Raw genomic sequence first — 17,649 nt, 5'->3', positions numbered from 1 at the left:
CGAAGGCGCTCAAGCGGGGACGGGCGGGGAGTGGAGCAGGGTTTTACAGGCTATAGCGGACAGGCCTTCTCGCCGGCTGGCGACAAGGGCCGCTTCGTCCTGCCGCCGCTGTTCCGCAAATCGGTCAAGGAAAGCTCGGGCAGCCGCATCCTGTGCCTGACCAAGCATGACCGCTGGACCTGCCTGGTCGGCTTCGGCTTGTCCCGCAAGGCGGAGTTTGAGCAGCAGCTCGACCGCGAAGAGGAAATGGCCTTCAAGTTCAACCGCGAATTCGACCGCGAAACCCGCTCGTCTCAGCTGAACGGCTTTGCCGAACTGCCGTTCGACGACAGCGGGCGCTTCGTCATGCCCGAATATCTGCGCGAACTGGGCCAGGTCGACGGTGGCCTCTATTTCCAGGGCGGCGGCCGCTTCTTCACGCTGTGGCGGCCGGAAGAACTCTACCGGATGGGCGACGACTGGGCTGCGGCAAAGGCTGCCTGCAAGGCCCTCGTCGCCGAAGCGGAAGCGAAGCGCAAATGACGCCGCCGGATGCGCCCCATATCCCGGTACTGCTGGATGAAGTCCTCGCCGCGCTGTCCCCGCAGCCGGGCGACGTGATCGTCGACGGCACTTTCGGCGCTGGCGGCTACACCCGCGCCCTGCTGGCCCGCGGTGCGACGGTCCACGCCTTCGACCGCGATCCCGACGCCATCGCGGCGGGGGAAAACTGGCCGGAATGTGCGGAAAACCCGCCCCGGCTGGTTCTCCATCCGCGCCGCTTCTCCGAAATGGTTAATGCACTCGCCGAATCGGGACTGGCGAGCGTCGACGGAATTGTTTTGGATATTGGCGTGTCATCGATGCAGCTCGACCAGGCGGAGCGCGGCTTTGCTTTCTCGTCCGATGGCCCGCTCGACATGCGCATGAGCCAGAGCGGCATGACCGCTGCCGATTTCGTCAACGAAGCGGACGTGGACGAGATCGCCGATGTCCTGTTCGAATATGGCGAGGAGCGGCAATCGCGCCGCGTCGCCCGTGCCATCGTTGCCGCCCGCCCGCTGACGACGACGGGCGAGCTGGCCCGCGCGGTCCGCAAGGCGCTGGGCCACAAGCCGCATGACAAGAAGGATCCTGCGACCCGCAGCTTCCAGGCAATACGTATCCACGTGAACGGCGAACTGGACGAACTCGAGGAGGGGCTCCGTGCCGCCGAACGCCTGCTGCGGAGCGGCGGCCGGCTCGCAGTCGTCAGCTTCCACTCGCTCGAAGATCGGATCGTGAAGCGCTTTCTCCAGCGCGCTTCCGGAAAGGCCGGCGGCACCTCCCGCCATCTTCCCCAAGACTCGGGGCCGCCGGCCGTTTTTTCCAAGGTATCCAAGGCGATCCGCCCCGGCGAGGCCGAGATCGCGCGCAATCCCCGCGCCCGCTCGTCGACCCTGCGCCACGCTGTCCGCACCGACCTTCCAGCGCGAAAGGAAGCGGCATGACCATGGCGGGCAGCAGGTTGCGCCAGATCGGCTGGGCGATGGCACTGAGCCTCGCCTTCCTGCTGTTTGCGGCGCTCAGTTTCCGCGTGAACGCGGTCAAGAGCGATGTCATCCGCGCGGAGCGGGAGATCGTCGATCTGACCCTCGAAACCAAGCGCCTCGAAATCGAGTTCGAAACCCGTGCCAACCAGCAGCAGCTCGCCAACTGGAATGCCGTCGATTTCGGTTACATCGCTCCGCGCGCGGACCAGTATCTCGAGAACGAGCGCCAGCTGGCAAGCCTTTCGCAACCGGTGATGCCGAACGCCCCGTCACCGATCCGCGTAGCCAGGACGGATGTGGCCGCCGAGCTGCCTGCCATGGTGTCGCCGCTGACCGGCCGACCGGCCGCGTCCGGTGATGAATCGGCCGACCGCCCCGACACTGCTGTCCCTGACCGCAAGCCGCGGACCGCCGCCACCAGTCCCGAGCGTGCCTCGCTTGCCGAACGGCTCGGAATGGCGGCCGAGATCGACGGGGCTGCCGCCATGAGTGCGAGGATCGGCGAATGACGTCGCTGACGGTCAGTACGGCGATTTCGTCGGGGCGCGTGAGGCTCGTTTCGGACCGCCAGGAAGCCCTGCTGACGGCGCGCATCCGGGTCTTGTTGGTCGCCGCCGGCTTTGCCGTCCTGGCGCTGATAGCGATGCTGCGTATCGCCGTCCTCGGCATCGGCGGCGGTTCGAGCGGGCCTTTGTCGCTTTCGGAAGCCCTCCTGCCGCCGCGCGGCGAGATTTCGGATCGCAACGGTATCGCGCTCGCACGCAACTATCCCGCCCGGGCCCTGTGGTTCAACCCGACCGCATTGGGGGAAGACGGCCCGCCGCTGGTCAAGCCGGCTGCGGAAGTCGCGGCCGAGCTGAAGCGCATTTTCCCCGACCTCGACCAGAAGCGGGTCGAACGTATGCTGGCGTCGGGCAAGGGCGGCTATCTGCGCCGCCGTGTCCTGCCCGAAGAAGCCAATCGTGTTTACGAACTGGGCGAGATCGCGCTGGAAGTGCCGCCCGAAACCGACCGCCACTACCCGCAAGGCACCATGGCGGCCCATGTGCTGGGCTTCGTCGGCGCGGACGGCAAGGGCCGCGTCGGCATGGAGCAGGTGCTCGACACGCGGCTGTCGGATCCGGCACAGCGCGGGGCCCCGGTCGAACTGAGCATCGACATGCGCGTGCAGGGCGCACTGGAAGACGAGCTGCGGCGCGGCATGTTGGCCACCAATGCCAAGGGCGCGGCCGGGCTCGTGCTGGACGTCGATACCGGCGAGGTGATGGCGCTCGCCTCGCTGCCCGAATTCAATCCCAACAAGATCGACCGGACCGGTGAACAATACATGTTCAACCGCGTGACCAACCAGGTCTACGAACTCGGGTCGACCTTCAAGCCGCTGACTGTCGCAGCGGCCATAGATGCCGGGACTGTCCGCAATTTCGGCAAGCGCTACGATGCCAGCCCGGTTTCGATTGCGGGCTACACCATCAAGGACAGCCACCCGCTCGGCGCCAGCCTCAATATTCCCGAGATGCTGATCCATTCGTCCAATACCGTCACCGCGCGGGTATCGGACGAATTGGGACCGGTCCGCCTGCGGCGCGCGATGATCGATCTCGGCATGAACCAGCGCCCGCATATCGAATTGCCTGCACGCGGTTTCCCGATCTGGCAGAAAGGCAAGTGGTCGCGCATCACCAACATGACCGTCGGCTTCGGCCACGGCATCGCCGTCACCCCGCTGCATCTCGCCAGCGCTTATGCGGCGATGGTCAACGGCGGCATCCTGCGTCCGGCGACCCTGCACAAGATCGAGCCCGGACAAGCACCCAAGGGACGCCGGGTGTTCAAGGCATCGACCTCCGCCCGCATGAACCAGTTGATGCGGATGATTACCCTCTACGGTACCGGCAAGAATGCCGATGCGCCGGGTTACCGTGTCGGCGGCAAGACCGGTTCGGCCGAAAAGCCCGGCGCCGGCGGCTATCGCCGGTCCAGCCTGGTTTCGACCTTTGCCGCCGCCTTCCCGATGGATCGTCCGCGCTTCGTCATCATCGCCATGCTCGACGAACCCCAGGGAACGACCGCCAGTTCCTTCCAGCGCACCGCGGCCTGGAATGCCGCACCCATCGTCGGCAAGCTCGTCCCGCGGATCGGGCCGATTTTGGGGGTTCGGCCGGACATGAACCGCGATGTCGACATTTCGGACCTGCGACCGCTTATTCCGGGAGGCGACGAGTGAAACTCGGCAAACTGGCGCATGGTGCCGGAATCGAAATCGCTGCCGGACACGAATTGTCCGTAACCGGCTTTGCCATCGATCATCGCAAGGTCGCACCGGGCACCGTGTTCGGAGCGTTCCAGGGCGCCAGCGTAAATGGCGAGGACTTCATTCCGCAAGCGGTTGCAGCGGGGGCAATCGCGGTCGTTGCCCGTCCCGAAGCGACAGTCGAAGGGGCGATCCACATCGCCGAGGCCAACCCCCGCCGCGCCTTCGCCTTGCTGGCAGCTCAGTTCTTCGTGCCCGTTCCCTCCACCATCATCGCGGTCACCGGCACCAACGGCAAGACGTCGACCGTGGAGATGACGCGACAGTTGTGGCGCATGGCGGGCGAGCGGGCGGCGAGCATCGGCACACTCGGCGTCACAACGCCGGACGAAAGCGTCTCGACCGGCCTTACGACGCCCGACATCGTTACCTTCCTTGCCAACATGACCGGCCTCGCCCGCGAAGGCGTCACCCATGTTGCCTATGAAGCATCCAGCCACGGCCTTTCGCAGTATCGCAACGAAGGGCTGCCGGTGGCGGCGGCGGCATTCACAAATCTCAGCCGCGACCATCTCGATTACCATCCGACGATGGAGGACTATTTCGACGCCAAGATGCGGCTTTTCGATGAAGTCGTGATGGATGGCGGCGCTGCGGTCATCTGGACGCTTGGCGACGAATGGACCGGCCGGGCCATCGAGCGGGCTAGGGCGCGTGGGCTCAAGATTGTTACCGTTGGCGAGCAAGGCGAGGATATTCGCCTGCTGTCACGCACGCCGACCCAGTTGGGGCAGGAACTCGAGATCGAGCACGGCGGGACGACCCGCAAGCTGCGCCTGCCGCTGATCGGAGAGTACCAGGTCGCCAATGCGCTGACGGCCGCCGGGCTGGCGCTGGCGACCGGGACCGATGCTTCGCTGGTGTGGGACGGCGTTGCCCGCCTCCAGCCCGTGCGGGGACGTTTGGAGCGTGCCGCACTCAACATGGCGGGAGCGCCCGTTTATGTCGATTACGCGCATACGCCGGACGCGCTGGAGGCTGCCATTGCCGCCCTGCGTCCGCATGTGTCGGGAAGGCTCATCACTGTGTTCGGTGCCGGCGGTGACCGTGACCAGGGCAAGCGCGGGCCGATGGGCGAAGTCGCGGCGCGCGCCTCGGACATTGCCATCGTTACGGACGACAATCCACGCGGGGAAGACCCGGCCGCGATCCGCGCAGCGGTGCTCGCGGGCGGCGACGGCACACTGCGCGAGATCGGCGACCGGCGCGAAGCGATCTGCGCCGCTATCGCCGAGGCGCAGGCAGACGACATCGTGCTCATCGCGGGCAAGGGCCATGAACAGGGCCAGATCATCGGTTCGGGAGAGAACATGAAGCTGTTGCCATTCGACGATGTGACGGTTGCGCGCGAATGTGCCGGCGGGCAGGGAGGCGCGGCATGATCGCCCCCCGGTTTGCCCAGAATGCCATCCTGTCCTGGCCGCGCACCCGCCGCGACAGCCTGCCGCTGGCGCTGTGGACGGCGCAGGCGATTGCCGAGGCGACGGGCGGTGTCGCGAGTGGCGAGTTCCAGGTCTCCGGCGTCGAAATGGATAGCCGCGATGTGCGGCCTGGCGACCTCTTCGTTGCGCTGAAAGGCGAAGCGATGGACGGGCACAAGTTCGTCGACAAGGCCTTCGCTGCAGGTGCGGCAGCGGTTCTGGTCGACCGGCCGGTCGAAGGGCCGCACGTGCTGGTCCGCGATACCACCGAAGCGCTCCACGCGCTGGCCCATGCGGCGCGAGAACGGGCCGATGCCGTGCGCGTCGGTGTGACCGGCTCGGTCGGCAAGACGGGCGTAAAGGAAGCCATTTTCGCGGCGCTCGAACGGTCGAGCCGGGGGCAGGCGCACCGCAGCGTGCGCAGCTACAACAACCATGTCGGCGTACCGCTGACGCTCGCCCGCATGCCGTCACGCAGCACCTATGGCGTGTTCGAGATGGGGATGAACAATGCAGGCGAAATTGCCACGCTGACCCAACATGTGCGCCCGCATGTCGCCGTCATCACCACCATCGCCCCGGCGCATATCGAGAACCTTGGTTCCATCGAGGCGATCGCCGATGCCAAGGCGGAAATCTTCGATGCGCTGGAGCCGGGCGGGACCGCCGTCATTCCCACCGATGTGCCGCAATACGGCCAGCTCCTTGCCGCCGCGCAAAAGGTTGGCGCCAGGGTGCTGTCCTTCGGCCGCGCACCCGAAGCCAATGTCCGACTGCTCGATGCCATCCCGGCGGCCAATGGCGGCTCGCTGGTTACGGCACAGATCGCCGACCGGCGACTGTGCTACACTGTGGCCGAGCCGGGGGAGCACTGGATCAGCAATTCGCTCGCCGTGCTGGGCGCGGTCCATGCCGCTGGCGGCGACCTTGGCGCGGCCGGGCTTGCCTTGGCAGAGCTGGGCGGACTTAAAGGGCGCGGGGCGCGCCACCAGGTTTCTGCAGCGGGCGGCAAGGCGCTTCTGATCGACGAGAGCTACAACGCCAATCCGGCGTCGATGCGCGCCACCCTCCGCCAGCTTGGCCAGACCCCGGCAACGCGCCGCATCGCGGTGCTTGGCAGCATGAAGGAACTGGGCGATTTCGCACCGGGGTTCCACGAGCAACTGGCCGAACCCCTGCTGGACGGGCAGGTGGATTTCGCAGTGCTTGTGGGCGACGAGATGCTGACGCTGGCACGGCACTTGGGGAAAGCGGGCGAGGCCATGCTTGGCAAGGGGCTTTCCTTCGCCCATTGCCATGGGCCTGCCGAGGCGATCGCGGCGCTGCAGGAATACGGGATTGCAGCCGGTGACGCGATTTTGGTCAAGGGCTCCAACTCGGTCGGGCTCGGCAAGCTGGTGGAACACTTCACCAGTCGGGTCTAAACAGGAGCCGGGAAGGCCGAATGCTCTATCTTCTAGCCGAGTGGATGGATTTCGAGGGGATTTTCAACCTCGTCCGCTACCAGACATTCCGCACTGGCGCGACGGTGATGACGGCGCTCGTGATCGGCCTCATCATCGGGCCGCGTTTCATCAACATGCTGCGCGTGCGGCAGGGCAAGGGCCAGCCGATCCGCGAAGACGGGCCGCAGTCGCACCTCTCGAAGCGCGGTACGCCGACGATGGGCGGGCTGATGATCCTGACCTCGCTGGTGCTGTCGCTGGCGTTGTGGATGGACTTGCGCAATCCCTTCGTGTGGGCCTGTATCGCGGTAACCGTGGGCTTCGGCGTCATCGGCTTCCTCGACGATTACGACAAGGTGACCAAGCGCCACCACGCCGGCCTGTCGAGCAAGGTTCGCCTGCTGCTCGAATTCGTGGTCGCGGGCATCGCTTCCTACCTGATCGTCAGCCAGATCAACACCTGGCTTTACGTGCCATTCGTCTCCGATCGCGCGATCCCGCTGGGGCCGTTCTACTACGTCTTCGCCGCCGTGGTCATCGTCGGCGCGGGCAATGCCGTGAACCTGACCGACGGACTCGACGGGCTCGCCATCATGCCGGTGATCATTGCGGCCGGCACCTTTGCCATCATCGCCTACCTGGCGGGACGCGCCGACTTTTCGGCCTACCTTGGCATCCCGCACGTGCCCGGCGCGGGCGAGCTGGCGATTTTCTGCGGTGCGATCATGGGGGCGGGGCTCGCCTTCCTGTGGTTCAACGCGCCGCCGGCGGCAGTGTTCATGGGTGATACCGGCAGCCTTGCTCTGGGCGGCGCGCTCGGCGCCATCGCGGTGGCGAGCCATCACGAGATCGTCCTCGCCATCGTCGGCGGGCTGTTCGTGTTCGAGGCGCTCAGCGTCATCATCCAGGTATTCTGGTTCAAGCGGACCGGCAAGCGGGTGTTCCGCATGGCCCCGATCCACCACCACTTCGAACAGAAGGGCTGGGCTGAATCGACCGTCGTGATCCGCTTCTGGATCGTCTCCATCGTGCTGGCCCTGATGGGGCTGGCAACGCTCAAGGTCCGATGATCACCTGCACCGCCTGGTCCGGCAAGCGCTACGCCGTACTTGGTCTCGCCCGTTCGGGTCAGGCTGCGGCGGACGCCTTGCTGGCGAGCGGTGCCGACGTGATGGTGTGGGACCGGCAGCAGGAACCGCGCGAGGCCTATGAAAGCCGCGCCCTCATCGGCGATCCGATGGTGGAGGACCTGAGCGGTTTCGACGGGCTGGTGGTTTCCCCCGGCGTGCCGCTCAACACCCATCCGATCACCCAGCGCGCCAGCGACTTCGGCGTGCCGATCATCGGCGATATCGAGCTCTTCGCGCAGGCCCGCGCCGAGCTGCCGCCGCACAAGGTCGTCGGCATCACCGGCACCAACGGCAAAAGCACCACCACGGCGCTGGTCCACCACATCCTCAAGACTGCGGGGGTGCCGACCATGATGGGCGGCAATATCGGCTTGCCGATCCTGGGACAGGACCCGTTGCCGGATGGGGGGGTCTATGTGCTGGAGCTGTCGAGCTACCAGATCGACCTGACGCAGAGCCTCGATTGCGATGTGGCGGTTTTGTTGAACATCACGCCGGATCATCTGGATCGGTATGAGAGTTTCGAGGCATACGCAGCCTCCAAGAGCCGCCTGTTCGAAATGCAGGGCGAGGATCACTATGCGCTGGCAAACTGGCCAGCGTACGAAGCCGGACTGATCCGTCGCGGCAAGGCCGGGTTCAACGCGATCGTCGAAGCCAGCCCTGAAGGTCAGGCCAACTGGCCCTCGTTGCAAGGTCCCCACAATGCCCAGAACGCGGGGGCCGCCATGGCCGCCTGTGCGCGGCTGGGTCTGTCGGTCGGGCAGACCGAAGCGGGCCTCCGCAGCTTTACCGGCCTCCCCCACCGCATGGAGCGGGTCGCGACCCACAACGGCGTGCTGTTCATCAATGACAGCAAGGCGACCAACACCGATAGCGCCGCCCCGGCGCTCGCGGCTTTTCCGCCCGAGGGCCATGGCCCGCGCATTCACTGGATCGTTGGCGGGCTGCCCAAGGAAGACGGGCTCGGCGCGACCGAGGCGCATCTCGCCAACGTCAAGGCCGCCTATACCATCGGCGAGGCCGGGCCGCGCTTTGCCGAGCTGCTCGAAGGCCGCGTGCCGGTCGATCGCAGCGAGCTGGTCGATGCCGCCGTGCGCCGCGCCATGCGGGTGGCGGTGCCGGGCGACGTGATCCTGCTTTCCCCCGCCTGCGCCAGCTTCGACCAGTTCAAGGACTTCGAACGGCGCGGCGAGCATTTCCGGCAGATCGTCGCCGCTCTGACAGGCGGTGAAGGGGAGCACGCGGCATGAGTTCAACCCAGCCCTATGTGCCCGGATTCGGCGCTGCATTGGCGCAAGGCGGGCCGCGACGCGGTTCGAAATGGTCGGAGGTCAAGATCTGGTGGCGCGAGGTTGACCGCGTCCTCCTCGGCCTCGTGCTGGCGCTCATGGTGATCGGTACCGCGGCGGTGGCGGCAGGTTCGCCCGCCAGTGCTCGGCGCCTGTCGACAGCGCAGGAAAAACTGCCCGACCTCTATTTCTATTGGGCGCACCTGCGTTGGCAATTCGTCGGCCTTGCGGTGATGTTCGGTGCCTCGGCGCTCAGCCGCGACAATGCGCGGCGGGTCGGGGTCGTCCTTGCCGGCGCAATGCTGGCCGGCCTGCTGCTCGTGCCGCTGATCGGCTACGAGGTGAACGGGGCGAAGCGCTGGATCCGGTTCGGACTGGGGTTCCAGCCATCGGAGTTCCTGAAGCCCGGCTTCGCGATTGCGCTCGCCTGGATCCTTTCCTGGCGCCTCAAGGATCCGCAACTCCCCGTCCTCGCCATCGTCAGCGGGCTGATGGCCCTTGTCGCCGCCCTGTTGATGCTGCAGCCCGATCTCGGCTCGACCGTCCTGTTCTGCGGCGTCTGGTTCGTCCTGGTGACCCTGTCGGGCGTGTCGCTGAAGAAGATCGGCGCCATGGCCGCCGCGGGCGTGGCCGGCATCGTCGCTGCCTATTTCCTCTATGACAACGCCCGGTACCGGATCGACAGTTTCCTCGGCGGCGGGAGTGAATTCGACCAGGTCGGGCTGGCGGAAAAGACCTTGCTGGGCGGGGGATGGACGGGCACCGGTTTCTGGCTCGGCCTCAGGAAGATGAGCCTTCCGGAAGCGCATACGGACTATGTGTTTTCCGTGATCGGCGAGGAATTCGGGCTGTTGACCTGCGCCCTTGTCATCGCGCTGTACCTGGCGCTGGTGGTCCGCGTGCTGGTGAGGCTCGCCGACGAGGAAAATCTCTTCGCGCTGCTGGCCTCGGCCGGGCTGGTGACCCAGATCGGCGGGCAGGCCTTCATCAACATACTCGTAAACCTCCAGCTTTTTCCGTCGAAAGGCATGACGCTGCCGCTGGTCAGCTATGGCGGCTCGTCGACGATTGCCATATGCCTTGGTGTGGGCCTGCTGCTGGCGCTGACGCGCCGGAACCCGTTCCTGACGCGCGAAACGCCCGGACTGCGCGCGATCCTGACGGAGCGGAGTTCGACGAACAAGGAGAAAGGCGCATGACCCGCGCCAACCGCCATTACGTACTTGCCGCCGGTGGGACCGGTGGGCACCTGCTGCCGGCCTTTGCGCTGGCGACAGAACTGGAACGGCGCGGCCATCACGTCGCGCTGATGACGGACGAACGCGGCGCCAGGATCCCCGGCAAGCCCGATTTCCTGCCTGCCCATGTCCTTCCTGCCGGTCGCTTCGGCAAGAACCCGCTGCATTGGTGGGCCGGGACCAAGGCCGTGATGGCAGGCCGCGACATGGCGCTGCGGCTGTTCGAAACCTTCGAACCGAGCGCAGTGGTCGGTTTCGGCGGCTATCCCGCCTTTCCCACCATGCTGGCTGCGACCGGCGCCGGGATCCCGACCGTCATCCACGAACAGAATGCAGTGCTGGGCAGGGTAAACCGGTTTTTCGCCCGCCGCGTCGATGCCATCGCCACAGCCTATCCCGAAATCCGGCGTCTCGATGCCCGGCACGCCGCCAAAGTGCACTTGGTCGGCAATCCGGTCCGCGCCGAAGTTCTCGCCTTGCGCGACGAGCCATTCCCGCCCTTCACCGAGGACGGGCTGCTCAAGGTGCTGGTGACGGGTGGAAGCCAGGGCGCCAGCGTCCTGTCGGACATCGTGCCCGACGGCCTCGCCATGTTGCCGCCTGCAATCCGGCAGCGCCTGCAGGTGACCCAGCAGTGCCGTGCCGAGGATCTCGAGCGCGTGCGCGAACGTTACCGCAACCACGACATCCCGGCGGAGCTCGGCACGTATTTCGAGGATATGGCGTCGCGCCTGGCACAGGCCCACCTGTTCATCGGCCGGGCAGGTGCTTCGACCATCGCGGAACTGACGGCGGTCGGCCGGCCCGCGATCCTCGTCCCCCTGCCCATCGCCACAGATGATCACCAGTCGTTCAACACCAAGGAAATGGTCAAGGCGGGCGGAGCGCGCATGATCCGCCAGGACGCCTTCCTGCCCAAGGAACTGGCAAAGCAAATCCAGGCCATGGCGCAGCGTCCGGAAACGCTGGCGACAGCTGCCCATGCGGCGTGGAACTGTGGCAGGCCGAAGGCGGCACAGGACCTCGCGGACCTGGTCGAAAGCTTTGGCGGCGCGGAGATGATGGACGTGATCAAGCTGTCGGGGGAAGCGCCGCGCGCGTCGTCGCAGGCCGCGACCGCGACCCGCAACGCCGCGCGGGAGCGGGCCGAATGAGGGGCGTACCGACTGATATCGGCATCGTGCATTTCGTCGGCATCGGCGGCATCGGCATGTCGGGTATCGCCGAAGTGATGCACAACCTCGGCTATACCGTGCAGGGCAGCGACATTGCCGAAGGCGCCAGTGTCGAACGGCTGCGTGCGCGGGGCATCAAGGTGATGATCGGCCATGTCGCCGGGAACGTCGAGAATGCCTCGGTCATCGTCACCTCCACTGCCGTTCGCCGGACCAATCCCGAAGTCGCCTATGCGCTGGAAAACCGCATCCCCGTGGTCCGCCGTGCGGAAATGCTCGCGGAACTGATGCGGCTGAAAAGCACCGTCGCCATTGCCGGAACGCACGGCAAGACGACCACGACCAGCATGATCGCAGCGCTGCTCGATGCGGGCGGGGTCGATCCGACGGTCATCAACGGCGGGATCATCGAGCAATACGGTTCCAACGCCCGGCTCGGCGATAGTGATTGGATGGTGGTCGAGGCCGACGAAAGCGACGGCAGCTTCCTGCGGTTGGACGGCACCATCGCGGTCGTCACCAACATCGATCCCGAACACCTCGACCACTACGGTGATTTCGACGGGGTCAAGCGCGCCTTCGTCGAGTTCATCCACAATGTGCCCTTCTACGGCGCGGCGATCCTGTGCATCGACCATCCGGAAGTGCAGGCGGTGATCGCGCAAGTGCGCGACCGGCGCGTGGTGACCTACGGTTTCTCGCTCCAGGCCGATATCTGCGGGGTCAACATCCGGCCCGAGGGCGGCGGCAATCTGTTCGATGTGATCGTGCGCCAGCGCGGCGAGGAAGACCGGCGCATTGCCGACGTGCGCCTGCCGATGCCGGGCCGTCACAATGTCCAGAATGCGCTCGCCGCCATCGCTGTCGCGATCGAGATGGGCTGCAGCGACGAGACGATCCAGAGCGGCTTCGCCAGCTTCGGCGGGGTGCGCCGCCGCTTCACCCGGGCGGGCGAGGTCGATGGCGTGACCATCATCGACGACTACGGCCATCATCCGGTGGAGATCGCCTCGGTCCTCGCCGCCGCGCGCGAAGCGACCGTGGGCAAGGTCCACGCGGTCGCCCAGCCGCATCGCTACACCCGCCTGCGCGACCTGATGGACGAGTTCCAGTCCTGCTTCAACGAAGCCGATGCGGTCTATGTCACCCCGGTCTATCCGGCGGGCGAGGAACCGATCGAAGGCGTCAGCGCCGAAACGCTGGTCGAAGGGATCAAGCGGCGCGGGCACCGCCATGCGGCCACGGTCGCCGACCAGGCCGAGCTCGCGAGGGTACTCGCCGAAAACGTCGAACCGGGCGACCTGGTCGTCTGCCTCGGTGCGGGCGACATCACCAGGTGGGCGGCCGGCCTCGCCGATGCGATCCGGCAGGAGCGAGCCGCATGACGATGCACCAGCCCGACGACTGGGCCATGCATGATCGCGGCGCCGCGCCGAGCGCGGAGGTCGAAGGCGCGGTCGGCGCGCCGGTTTCGACCGAGGGGCTGCGCGGCCCGCTCACGGCCGACGCGCCGCTGGCCAGGCTCGTCTGGTTCAAGGCGGGCGGGCGAGCCGACTGGCTGTTCGAGCCCGCCGACATGGAGGATCTGCAGACCTTCCTCGCGCGGCTCGATGGACAGTTGCCGATCATGGCGCTTGGGCTCGGCTCCAACCTCATCATCCGCGACGGCGGGGTGCCGGGTGTCGTTATCAAGCTGGGCAAGGCCTTTGCCAGGGTTGAAACCCATGCCGACCACACCGTCACCTGCGGCGCCGGGGCGCATGGGGTGCTGGTCGCCTCGACCGCGCGCGACGCGGGAATAGCGGGGCTGGAATTCATGCGCGGCATCCCCGGCACGATTGGTGGCTTCGTGCGGATGAACGCCGGGGCCTATGGCCGCGAGACTGCCGATGTGCTGATCGATTGCGACGTCGTCCTGCCCGGTGGCGAACTGGTCAGCCTGCCGGTGGCCGACCTGCAATACACCTATCGCCACTCGGCCCTGCCGGACGGCGCGGTCGTCGTCCGCGCGCGGCTGCAAGGCCGGCCCGGCGATCCGACAGTGATTGGCGCCGAGATGGAGCGCATCGCCGAAGCGCGCGAGAATTCGCAGCCGGTGCGGACCAAGACCGGCGGTTCGACCTTCAAGAACCCCGAAGGCAGGAAGGCCTGGCAACTGGTCGACGAGGCCGGTTGCCGGGGCCTGCGCATGGGCGGGGCCCAGGTAAGCGAGAAGCACACCAACTTCCTTATCAACGTCGATGGCGCATCCAGCGCGGATATCGAAGGATTGGGCGAGGAAGTCCGCCGCCGCGTGTACGCGCATTCGGGGGTGGAGCTGGAATGGGAAATCCAGCGGGTGGGGCGGCCATGACCCATTCGACGACACTCGATCCGCAGCAGCAGGCGATCCTCGACAATATCGAGCGGTTCGGCCTGGCGGTGATGCATGTCGCGTCGGAAGATCCCCGCCTGCCATCCTATAGCTACTCTGTCGGGTTCAAACACTCGCTCTCCCGACCCGAAGTGCTGGTCTACGGCCTCGATCAGGGTCTCGCCCAGTCGATGATCAACGAGGTCTTCCGCCAGTGCCAGGAGGATGGGCTGGAACTGACCGACGGGCGTCTCGTCGGCAATCTGATCGAAGGCTATGACTGCATGGTCCGCCCGATCGACGATCCGCGCGCCCGCACTGCCCATCTCGGCTATGCCACGTGGTTCGAGCGGCAGCGGGGCGCAGAGGAAGCCGTCGGCGCGGTGCAGATCGTCTGGCCCGATCCCAAGACCCGCGCCTATCCGTGGCAGCCGGACTGCGGCGCCGATATCCGTGGCTGGCAGGTCCAGCTTTATCCTGCAGGTGCCCCCCGATGATTCTCGACCGCAAGCTACACGTCGTTGTCCTGATGGGAGGCTGGGCCAACGAACGCCCGGTAAGCCTCATGTCGGGCGAAGGCGTGGCCAAGGCGCTGGAAGTGCGCGGGCATCGCGTGACCCGGATCGACATGGACCGACAGGTGGCGCTGCGCATTGCCGAGGCTGCGCCCGACGTGGTGTTCAACGCGCTCCACGGCGTCCCGGGGGAAGACGGCACAGTGCAGGGGATGCTCGACCTGATGGGCGTGCCCTATACGCATTCGGGCCTCGCGACCTCGGTCATCGCCATCGACAAGGAACTGACGAAGCAGGCGCTCGTCCCGCACGGCATCCCGATGCCTGGCGGCCGCATCGTCGAGAGCGAGGACCTGTTCCACAAGGACCCTTTGGCCAGGCCCTACGTGCTGAAACCGGTCAATGAAGGCTCCTCGGTCGGGGTCGCCATCGTTACTGACGAGAGCAATTACGGCAACCCGATCCGCCGCGACGCGGTGGGCCCGTGGCAGGAATTCCGGCAATTGCTGGCCGAACCCTATATTCGCGGCCGCGAAATGACCTGCGCCGTCGTCGGCGGCCGGGCGCTGGCGGTGACCGAGCTCAAGCCCAAGAGCGGCTTCTACGATTTCGATGCCAAATACACCGACGGCATGACCGAACATGTCTGTCCGGCCGATATACCGGCCGAGATCGAAGCCCTGTGCAAGAAATACGCGCTCGAGGCGCACCGCGTGCTCGGTTGCCGCGGCCCCAGCCGGACCGACTTCCGCTGGGACGACGAGCAGGGCGAGGCCGGGCTGTTCGTGCTGGAAACGAACACCCAGCCGGGCATGACCCCGCTCAGCCTGGTACCCGAACAGGCGGCCTATGTCGGCATGGGCTATGAAGACCTGGTCGAGGCTATCGTAGCCGACGCGCTCGACCATTTCGGCAAGTCAGCAGGAGGCGCAGGTGGCAACCAGGGTCAGGCGTAACGGGCAGGGCGTCCGGCGCGCAGCCGCGGCGCAGAACCGGGCGGACAAGGCCCGGCAGGTGCGCAAGCAGGGCAAGGGCGCGTTAGACAGCGCGATGGCCGTGCTTCCGTTCACGGACGAGCAGCTCCACCGCGTTTTCCTTGCCGTCATTCTCGGCGGCGGGGTCGCGCTGGCGTGGTTCGTCGCCAGCTTCGCCGGCGTGCCGGCCATGGCGCAGGCGCAAGTCGCCGCCGTGGCATCGGACGCCGGCTTCGAAGTCCGTCGCGTGCGGGTGAGCGGCGTCGAGCGAATGAACGAGCTGAAGGTCTATGAGGCTGCCTACGCGACGCGCGATACCCCCATGCCGCTGGTCGATCTCGACGGCCTGCGGCGCGAACTGCTGGCGATGGACTGGGTCGGCGATGCCCGGGTTTCGCGCCAGTTGCCCGACACGCTGGTCATCGACATCGTCGAACGCATCCCCCACGCGGTGTTGGCAAAGCCCGGAAGGCTGGTCCTCATCGACGCCACGGGCACGGAACTCGAACCGGTCACCCAGGCAGCGGCCAAAGGCATGTTGCGCGTATCCGGACCGGGTGCCGCCCGCCAGGTCGGCGCTCTCGGCAAGCTCCTGGACGCGGCGCCTGCGCTCAAGTCGCAGGTCGTGGCAGCCGAATGGGTCGGCAACCGGCGCTGGAACCTGACCTTCAAGACCGACCAGGTGCTGGCCCTCCCGCGCGGCGAAACCGAGGCGGCCACCGCGCTCATCAACTTCGCCCGTCTCGACGGGCAGAACCGCCTGCTCGGCGGCAAGGTCGCGACTTTCGACATGCGGGTACCAGAGCGGGTCTACATGCGCGTGCCGGGGCGGGATGTGCTCGCGCAGGACGGGGGGGAGAGCGAGTAATGGGCCTTCCGCGCATCGCGCGCATCTTCGGTGCGGTGAATCTCGGCAGCGTGCGGATTTCCGCCATGATCCTCGGCCTATCGGAGACCGGGGAACTGGTCGTGCTCGGCTCGGGCCTGCGCCAGTCGCAGGGTATCCGGCGCGGCTATATCACCGACATGACGGCGGCTACCTATGCGATCCGCCAGGCGATGGAGCGCGCCGAGGAGAACGCCGGCACTCGGGTGCAGAGCGTCTGGGTCGGCTGTGCCGGCGCGGGTCTGGCCAGCAGGATTGCGCGGGTCGAAGTGCCGATCGGCGGCCGGCAGATCGAAGAAGAAGACATCGAACACCTGCTGCTGGCGGCGCGCGACAACATCGAGCCGGACGGGCGGATGGTGTTGCACGCGCAACCCGCCCACTACACGCTCGACGGGGCGCATGGTGTCGCCAATCCCAAGGGCCTGCATGCAGAACAGCTTGGCGTCGATATCCATGTGATGCTGGCCGATGGCGCCCCGGTGCGAAACTTGCGCGACGCGGTCGAACGAGCCCATTTCGCGGTCGAGTCCGTGGTCGCGACTCCGATTGCTGCGGGGCTTGCCTGCCTCAGCCCCGAAGAGCGCGAACTGGGAACGGCGCTCATCGAACTGGGCGGCGAAGTGACCAATGTGAGCGTGTTCAAGGCCGGAATGCTGGCCGGGCTGGTGTCGATCCCGCTTGGCGGCAACGACATTACCGATGCGATTGCCGGGGCCTTCGGCATACGGCGCTTCCAGGCGGAACGACTTAAATGCCTCGCCGGATCTGCCATCGCCAGTCCGACCGATCACCGCGAGATGGTGCCCGTCAACGCGCCGGGCGACGAGGGCGGAGAGGATCACAAGGTCAACCGGGCGGAACTGATCGCGGTCATTACCGAACACCTCGGCAAACAGGCGGAGCTGATCGGCAAGGCACTGAAGCAAATGGATTATTCCGGCGCGCGGGGGCAGGTAGTGCTCACCGGCGGCGCGGCCCAGCTGGCAGGGGTTGCGGAATTCATGCAGGGCGCTTTGGGCCGACCGGTCAGGATCGGCACGCCGCCGGAACTGCGCGGCATGGGAGACCTGGTGCGTAATCCCGGTTTCGCCACACTGGTTGGCCTGTGCCTCTATGCCGCCGCCGATCCGGTCGACATCCGGTCTGTCAGCAGCCGCCAGCAGGAGGTGGTGCGGCCGGGGGCGATGGGTATCGTCAGCCAGATCCTGCGGATCGCGCGCGACCAGTTCTGACAATCGTGGGTCGCCACGGGATCGGCTCTGCTGCGATGCCAGTTGACAAGTCCGTGGAAACCACTGTGGATAAGGCTTAACGGTGTGATTCAAGCGCGAATTGCTTTGTGTCACACTCGTCGTGACTAATTGCGGCCTGCGGGCTTTTGGAGAGAACCGT

Annotated in this window: 16 protein-coding genes; all 16 read left to right on the top strand. The window is 66.4% G+C overall.

The window, feature by feature from the left end; genetic code table 11:
• The first annotated feature begins 30 nt into the window (after positions 1 to 30).
• From WAB17_RS01740 to ftsA, 16 genes are read left to right on the top strand one after another with little or no spacing between them, the layout of a single operon-like run.
• Entirely contained in the window at positions 31 to 522 is a 492-nt protein-coding gene (locus tag WAB17_RS01740) for a division/cell wall cluster transcriptional repressor MraZ (protein WP_435418325.1), read from the top strand.
• On the top strand, positions 519 to 1,469 hold the full coding sequence (rsmH, locus tag WAB17_RS01735) for a 16S rRNA (cytosine(1402)-N(4))-methyltransferase RsmH (RefSeq protein ID WP_435418324.1): 951 nt from the start codon (positions 519 to 521) through the stop codon (positions 1,467 to 1,469). The genes WAB17_RS01740 and rsmH overlap by 4 nt, the downstream gene beginning before the upstream one ends.
• On the top strand, positions 1,466 to 2,020 hold the full coding sequence (locus WAB17_RS01730) for a hypothetical protein (RefSeq protein ID WP_435418323.1): 555 nt from the start codon (positions 1,466 to 1,468) through the stop codon (positions 2,018 to 2,020). Before rsmH ends, WAB17_RS01730 begins: the two co-directional genes overlap by 4 nt.
• Complete coding sequence (locus WAB17_RS01725; RefSeq protein WP_435418322.1) at positions 2,017 to 3,738, top strand: peptidoglycan D,D-transpeptidase FtsI family protein; 1,722 nt, start codon at positions 2,017 to 2,019, stop codon at positions 3,736 to 3,738. The genes WAB17_RS01730 and WAB17_RS01725 overlap by 4 nt, the downstream gene beginning before the upstream one ends.
• Positions 3,735 to 5,207, top strand: coding sequence for a UDP-N-acetylmuramoyl-L-alanyl-D-glutamate--2,6-diaminopimelate ligase (locus WAB17_RS01720; RefSeq protein ID WP_435418321.1), 1,473 nt, complete (start codon positions 3,735 to 3,737; stop codon positions 5,205 to 5,207). Before WAB17_RS01725 ends, WAB17_RS01720 begins: the two co-directional genes overlap by 4 nt.
• Complete coding sequence (locus WAB17_RS01715) at positions 5,204 to 6,670, top strand: UDP-N-acetylmuramoyl-tripeptide--D-alanyl-D-alanine ligase (protein ID WP_435418320.1); 1,467 nt, start codon at positions 5,204 to 5,206, stop codon at positions 6,668 to 6,670. The genes WAB17_RS01720 and WAB17_RS01715 overlap by 4 nt, the downstream gene beginning before the upstream one ends.
• A gap of 20 nt (positions 6,671 to 6,690) precedes the next feature.
• A complete protein-coding gene (gene mraY, locus WAB17_RS01710; protein ID WP_435418319.1) occupies positions 6,691 to 7,761 on the top strand; it encodes a phospho-N-acetylmuramoyl-pentapeptide-transferase in 1,071 nt (356 codons plus the stop codon).
• Positions 7,758 to 9,074, top strand: coding sequence for a UDP-N-acetylmuramoyl-L-alanine--D-glutamate ligase (gene murD, locus WAB17_RS01705; protein ID WP_435418318.1), 1,317 nt, complete (start codon positions 7,758 to 7,760; stop codon positions 9,072 to 9,074). The genes mraY and murD overlap by 4 nt, the downstream gene beginning before the upstream one ends.
• Positions 9,071 to 10,312, top strand: coding sequence for an FtsW/RodA/SpoVE family cell cycle protein (locus tag WAB17_RS01700; RefSeq protein ID WP_435418317.1), 1,242 nt, complete (start codon positions 9,071 to 9,073; stop codon positions 10,310 to 10,312). Before murD ends, WAB17_RS01700 begins: the two co-directional genes overlap by 4 nt.
• Positions 10,309 to 11,505 (top strand): undecaprenyldiphospho-muramoylpentapeptide beta-N-acetylglucosaminyltransferase, encoded by a 1,197-nt coding sequence (murG, locus tag WAB17_RS01695; protein WP_435418316.1) that lies wholly within the window; start codon positions 10,309 to 10,311, stop codon positions 11,503 to 11,505. The genes WAB17_RS01700 and murG overlap by 4 nt, the downstream gene beginning before the upstream one ends.
• Entirely contained in the window at positions 11,502 to 12,911 is a 1,410-nt protein-coding gene (murC, locus tag WAB17_RS01690; protein WP_435418315.1) for a UDP-N-acetylmuramate--L-alanine ligase, read from the top strand. The genes murG and murC overlap by 4 nt, the downstream gene beginning before the upstream one ends.
• Complete coding sequence (gene murB, locus WAB17_RS01685) at positions 12,908 to 13,879, top strand: UDP-N-acetylmuramate dehydrogenase (RefSeq protein ID WP_435418314.1); 972 nt, start codon at positions 12,908 to 12,910, stop codon at positions 13,877 to 13,879. The genes murC and murB overlap by 4 nt, the downstream gene beginning before the upstream one ends.
• Positions 13,876 to 14,376, top strand: a complete 501-nt coding sequence (locus WAB17_RS01680) for a DUF4262 domain-containing protein (RefSeq protein WP_435418313.1) — start codon at positions 13,876 to 13,878, stop codon at positions 14,374 to 14,376. The genes murB and WAB17_RS01680 overlap by 4 nt, the downstream gene beginning before the upstream one ends.
• Positions 14,373 to 15,350, top strand: a complete 978-nt coding sequence (locus WAB17_RS01675; protein WP_435418312.1) for a D-alanine--D-alanine ligase — start codon at positions 14,373 to 14,375, stop codon at positions 15,348 to 15,350. Before WAB17_RS01680 ends, WAB17_RS01675 begins: the two co-directional genes overlap by 4 nt.
• On the top strand, positions 15,328 to 16,236 hold the full coding sequence (locus tag WAB17_RS01670; protein ID WP_435418311.1) for a cell division protein FtsQ/DivIB: 909 nt from the start codon (positions 15,328 to 15,330) through the stop codon (positions 16,234 to 16,236). Before WAB17_RS01675 ends, WAB17_RS01670 begins: the two co-directional genes overlap by 23 nt.
• Positions 16,236 to 17,489 (top strand): cell division protein FtsA, encoded by a 1,254-nt coding sequence (gene ftsA, locus WAB17_RS01665; RefSeq protein ID WP_435418310.1) that lies wholly within the window; start codon positions 16,236 to 16,238, stop codon positions 17,487 to 17,489. The genes WAB17_RS01670 and ftsA overlap by 1 nt, the downstream gene beginning before the upstream one ends.
• Positions 17,490 to 17,649 lie beyond the last annotated feature (160 nt).

The sequence above is a fragment of the Parerythrobacter aurantius genome, assembly GCF_045291475.1.
Taxonomy (GTDB): Bacteria; Pseudomonadota; Alphaproteobacteria; order Sphingomonadales; family Sphingomonadaceae; genus Parerythrobacter; species Parerythrobacter aurantius.
The sequence above is the reverse complement of the archived record's forward strand: the minus strand, read 5'-3'. Positions and strand labels throughout refer to the sequence as shown.

Excerpts from the sequence above, each read along its gene's own strand:
- WAB17_RS01680 (WP_435418313.1), top strand. The coding sequence starts at position 13,876 with ATGACCCATTCGACGACACTCGATCCGCAGCAGCAGGCGATCCTCGAC.
- murB (WP_435418314.1), top strand. The coding sequence starts at position 12,908 with ATGACGATGCACCAGCCCGACGACTGGGCCATGCATGATCGCGGCGCC.
- ftsA (WP_435418310.1), top strand. The coding sequence starts at position 16,236 with ATGGGCCTTCCGCGCATCGCGCGCATCTTCGGTGCGGTGAATCTCGGC.
- mraY (WP_435418319.1), top strand. The coding sequence starts at position 6,691 with ATGCTCTATCTTCTAGCCGAGTGGATGGATTTCGAGGGGATTTTCAAC.
- murG (WP_435418316.1), top strand. The coding sequence starts at position 10,309 with ATGACCCGCGCCAACCGCCATTACGTACTTGCCGCCGGTGGGACCGGT.
- WAB17_RS01715 (WP_435418320.1), top strand. The coding sequence starts at position 5,204 with ATGATCGCCCCCCGGTTTGCCCAGAATGCCATCCTGTCCTGGCCGCGC.
- WAB17_RS01700 (WP_435418317.1), top strand. The coding sequence starts at position 9,071 with ATGAGTTCAACCCAGCCCTATGTGCCCGGATTCGGCGCTGCATTGGCG.
- rsmH (WP_435418324.1), top strand. The coding sequence starts at position 519 with ATGACGCCGCCGGATGCGCCCCATATCCCGGTACTGCTGGATGAAGTC.
- murD (WP_435418318.1), top strand. The coding sequence starts at position 7,758 with ATGATCACCTGCACCGCCTGGTCCGGCAAGCGCTACGCCGTACTTGGT.
- WAB17_RS01730 (WP_435418323.1), top strand. The coding sequence starts at position 1,466 with ATGACCATGGCGGGCAGCAGGTTGCGCCAGATCGGCTGGGCGATGGCA.
- murC (WP_435418315.1), top strand. The coding sequence starts at position 11,502 with ATGAGGGGCGTACCGACTGATATCGGCATCGTGCATTTCGTCGGCATC.
- WAB17_RS01675 (WP_435418312.1), top strand. The coding sequence starts at position 14,373 with ATGATTCTCGACCGCAAGCTACACGTCGTTGTCCTGATGGGAGGCTGG.
- WAB17_RS01725 (WP_435418322.1), top strand. The coding sequence starts at position 2,017 with ATGACGTCGCTGACGGTCAGTACGGCGATTTCGTCGGGGCGCGTGAGG.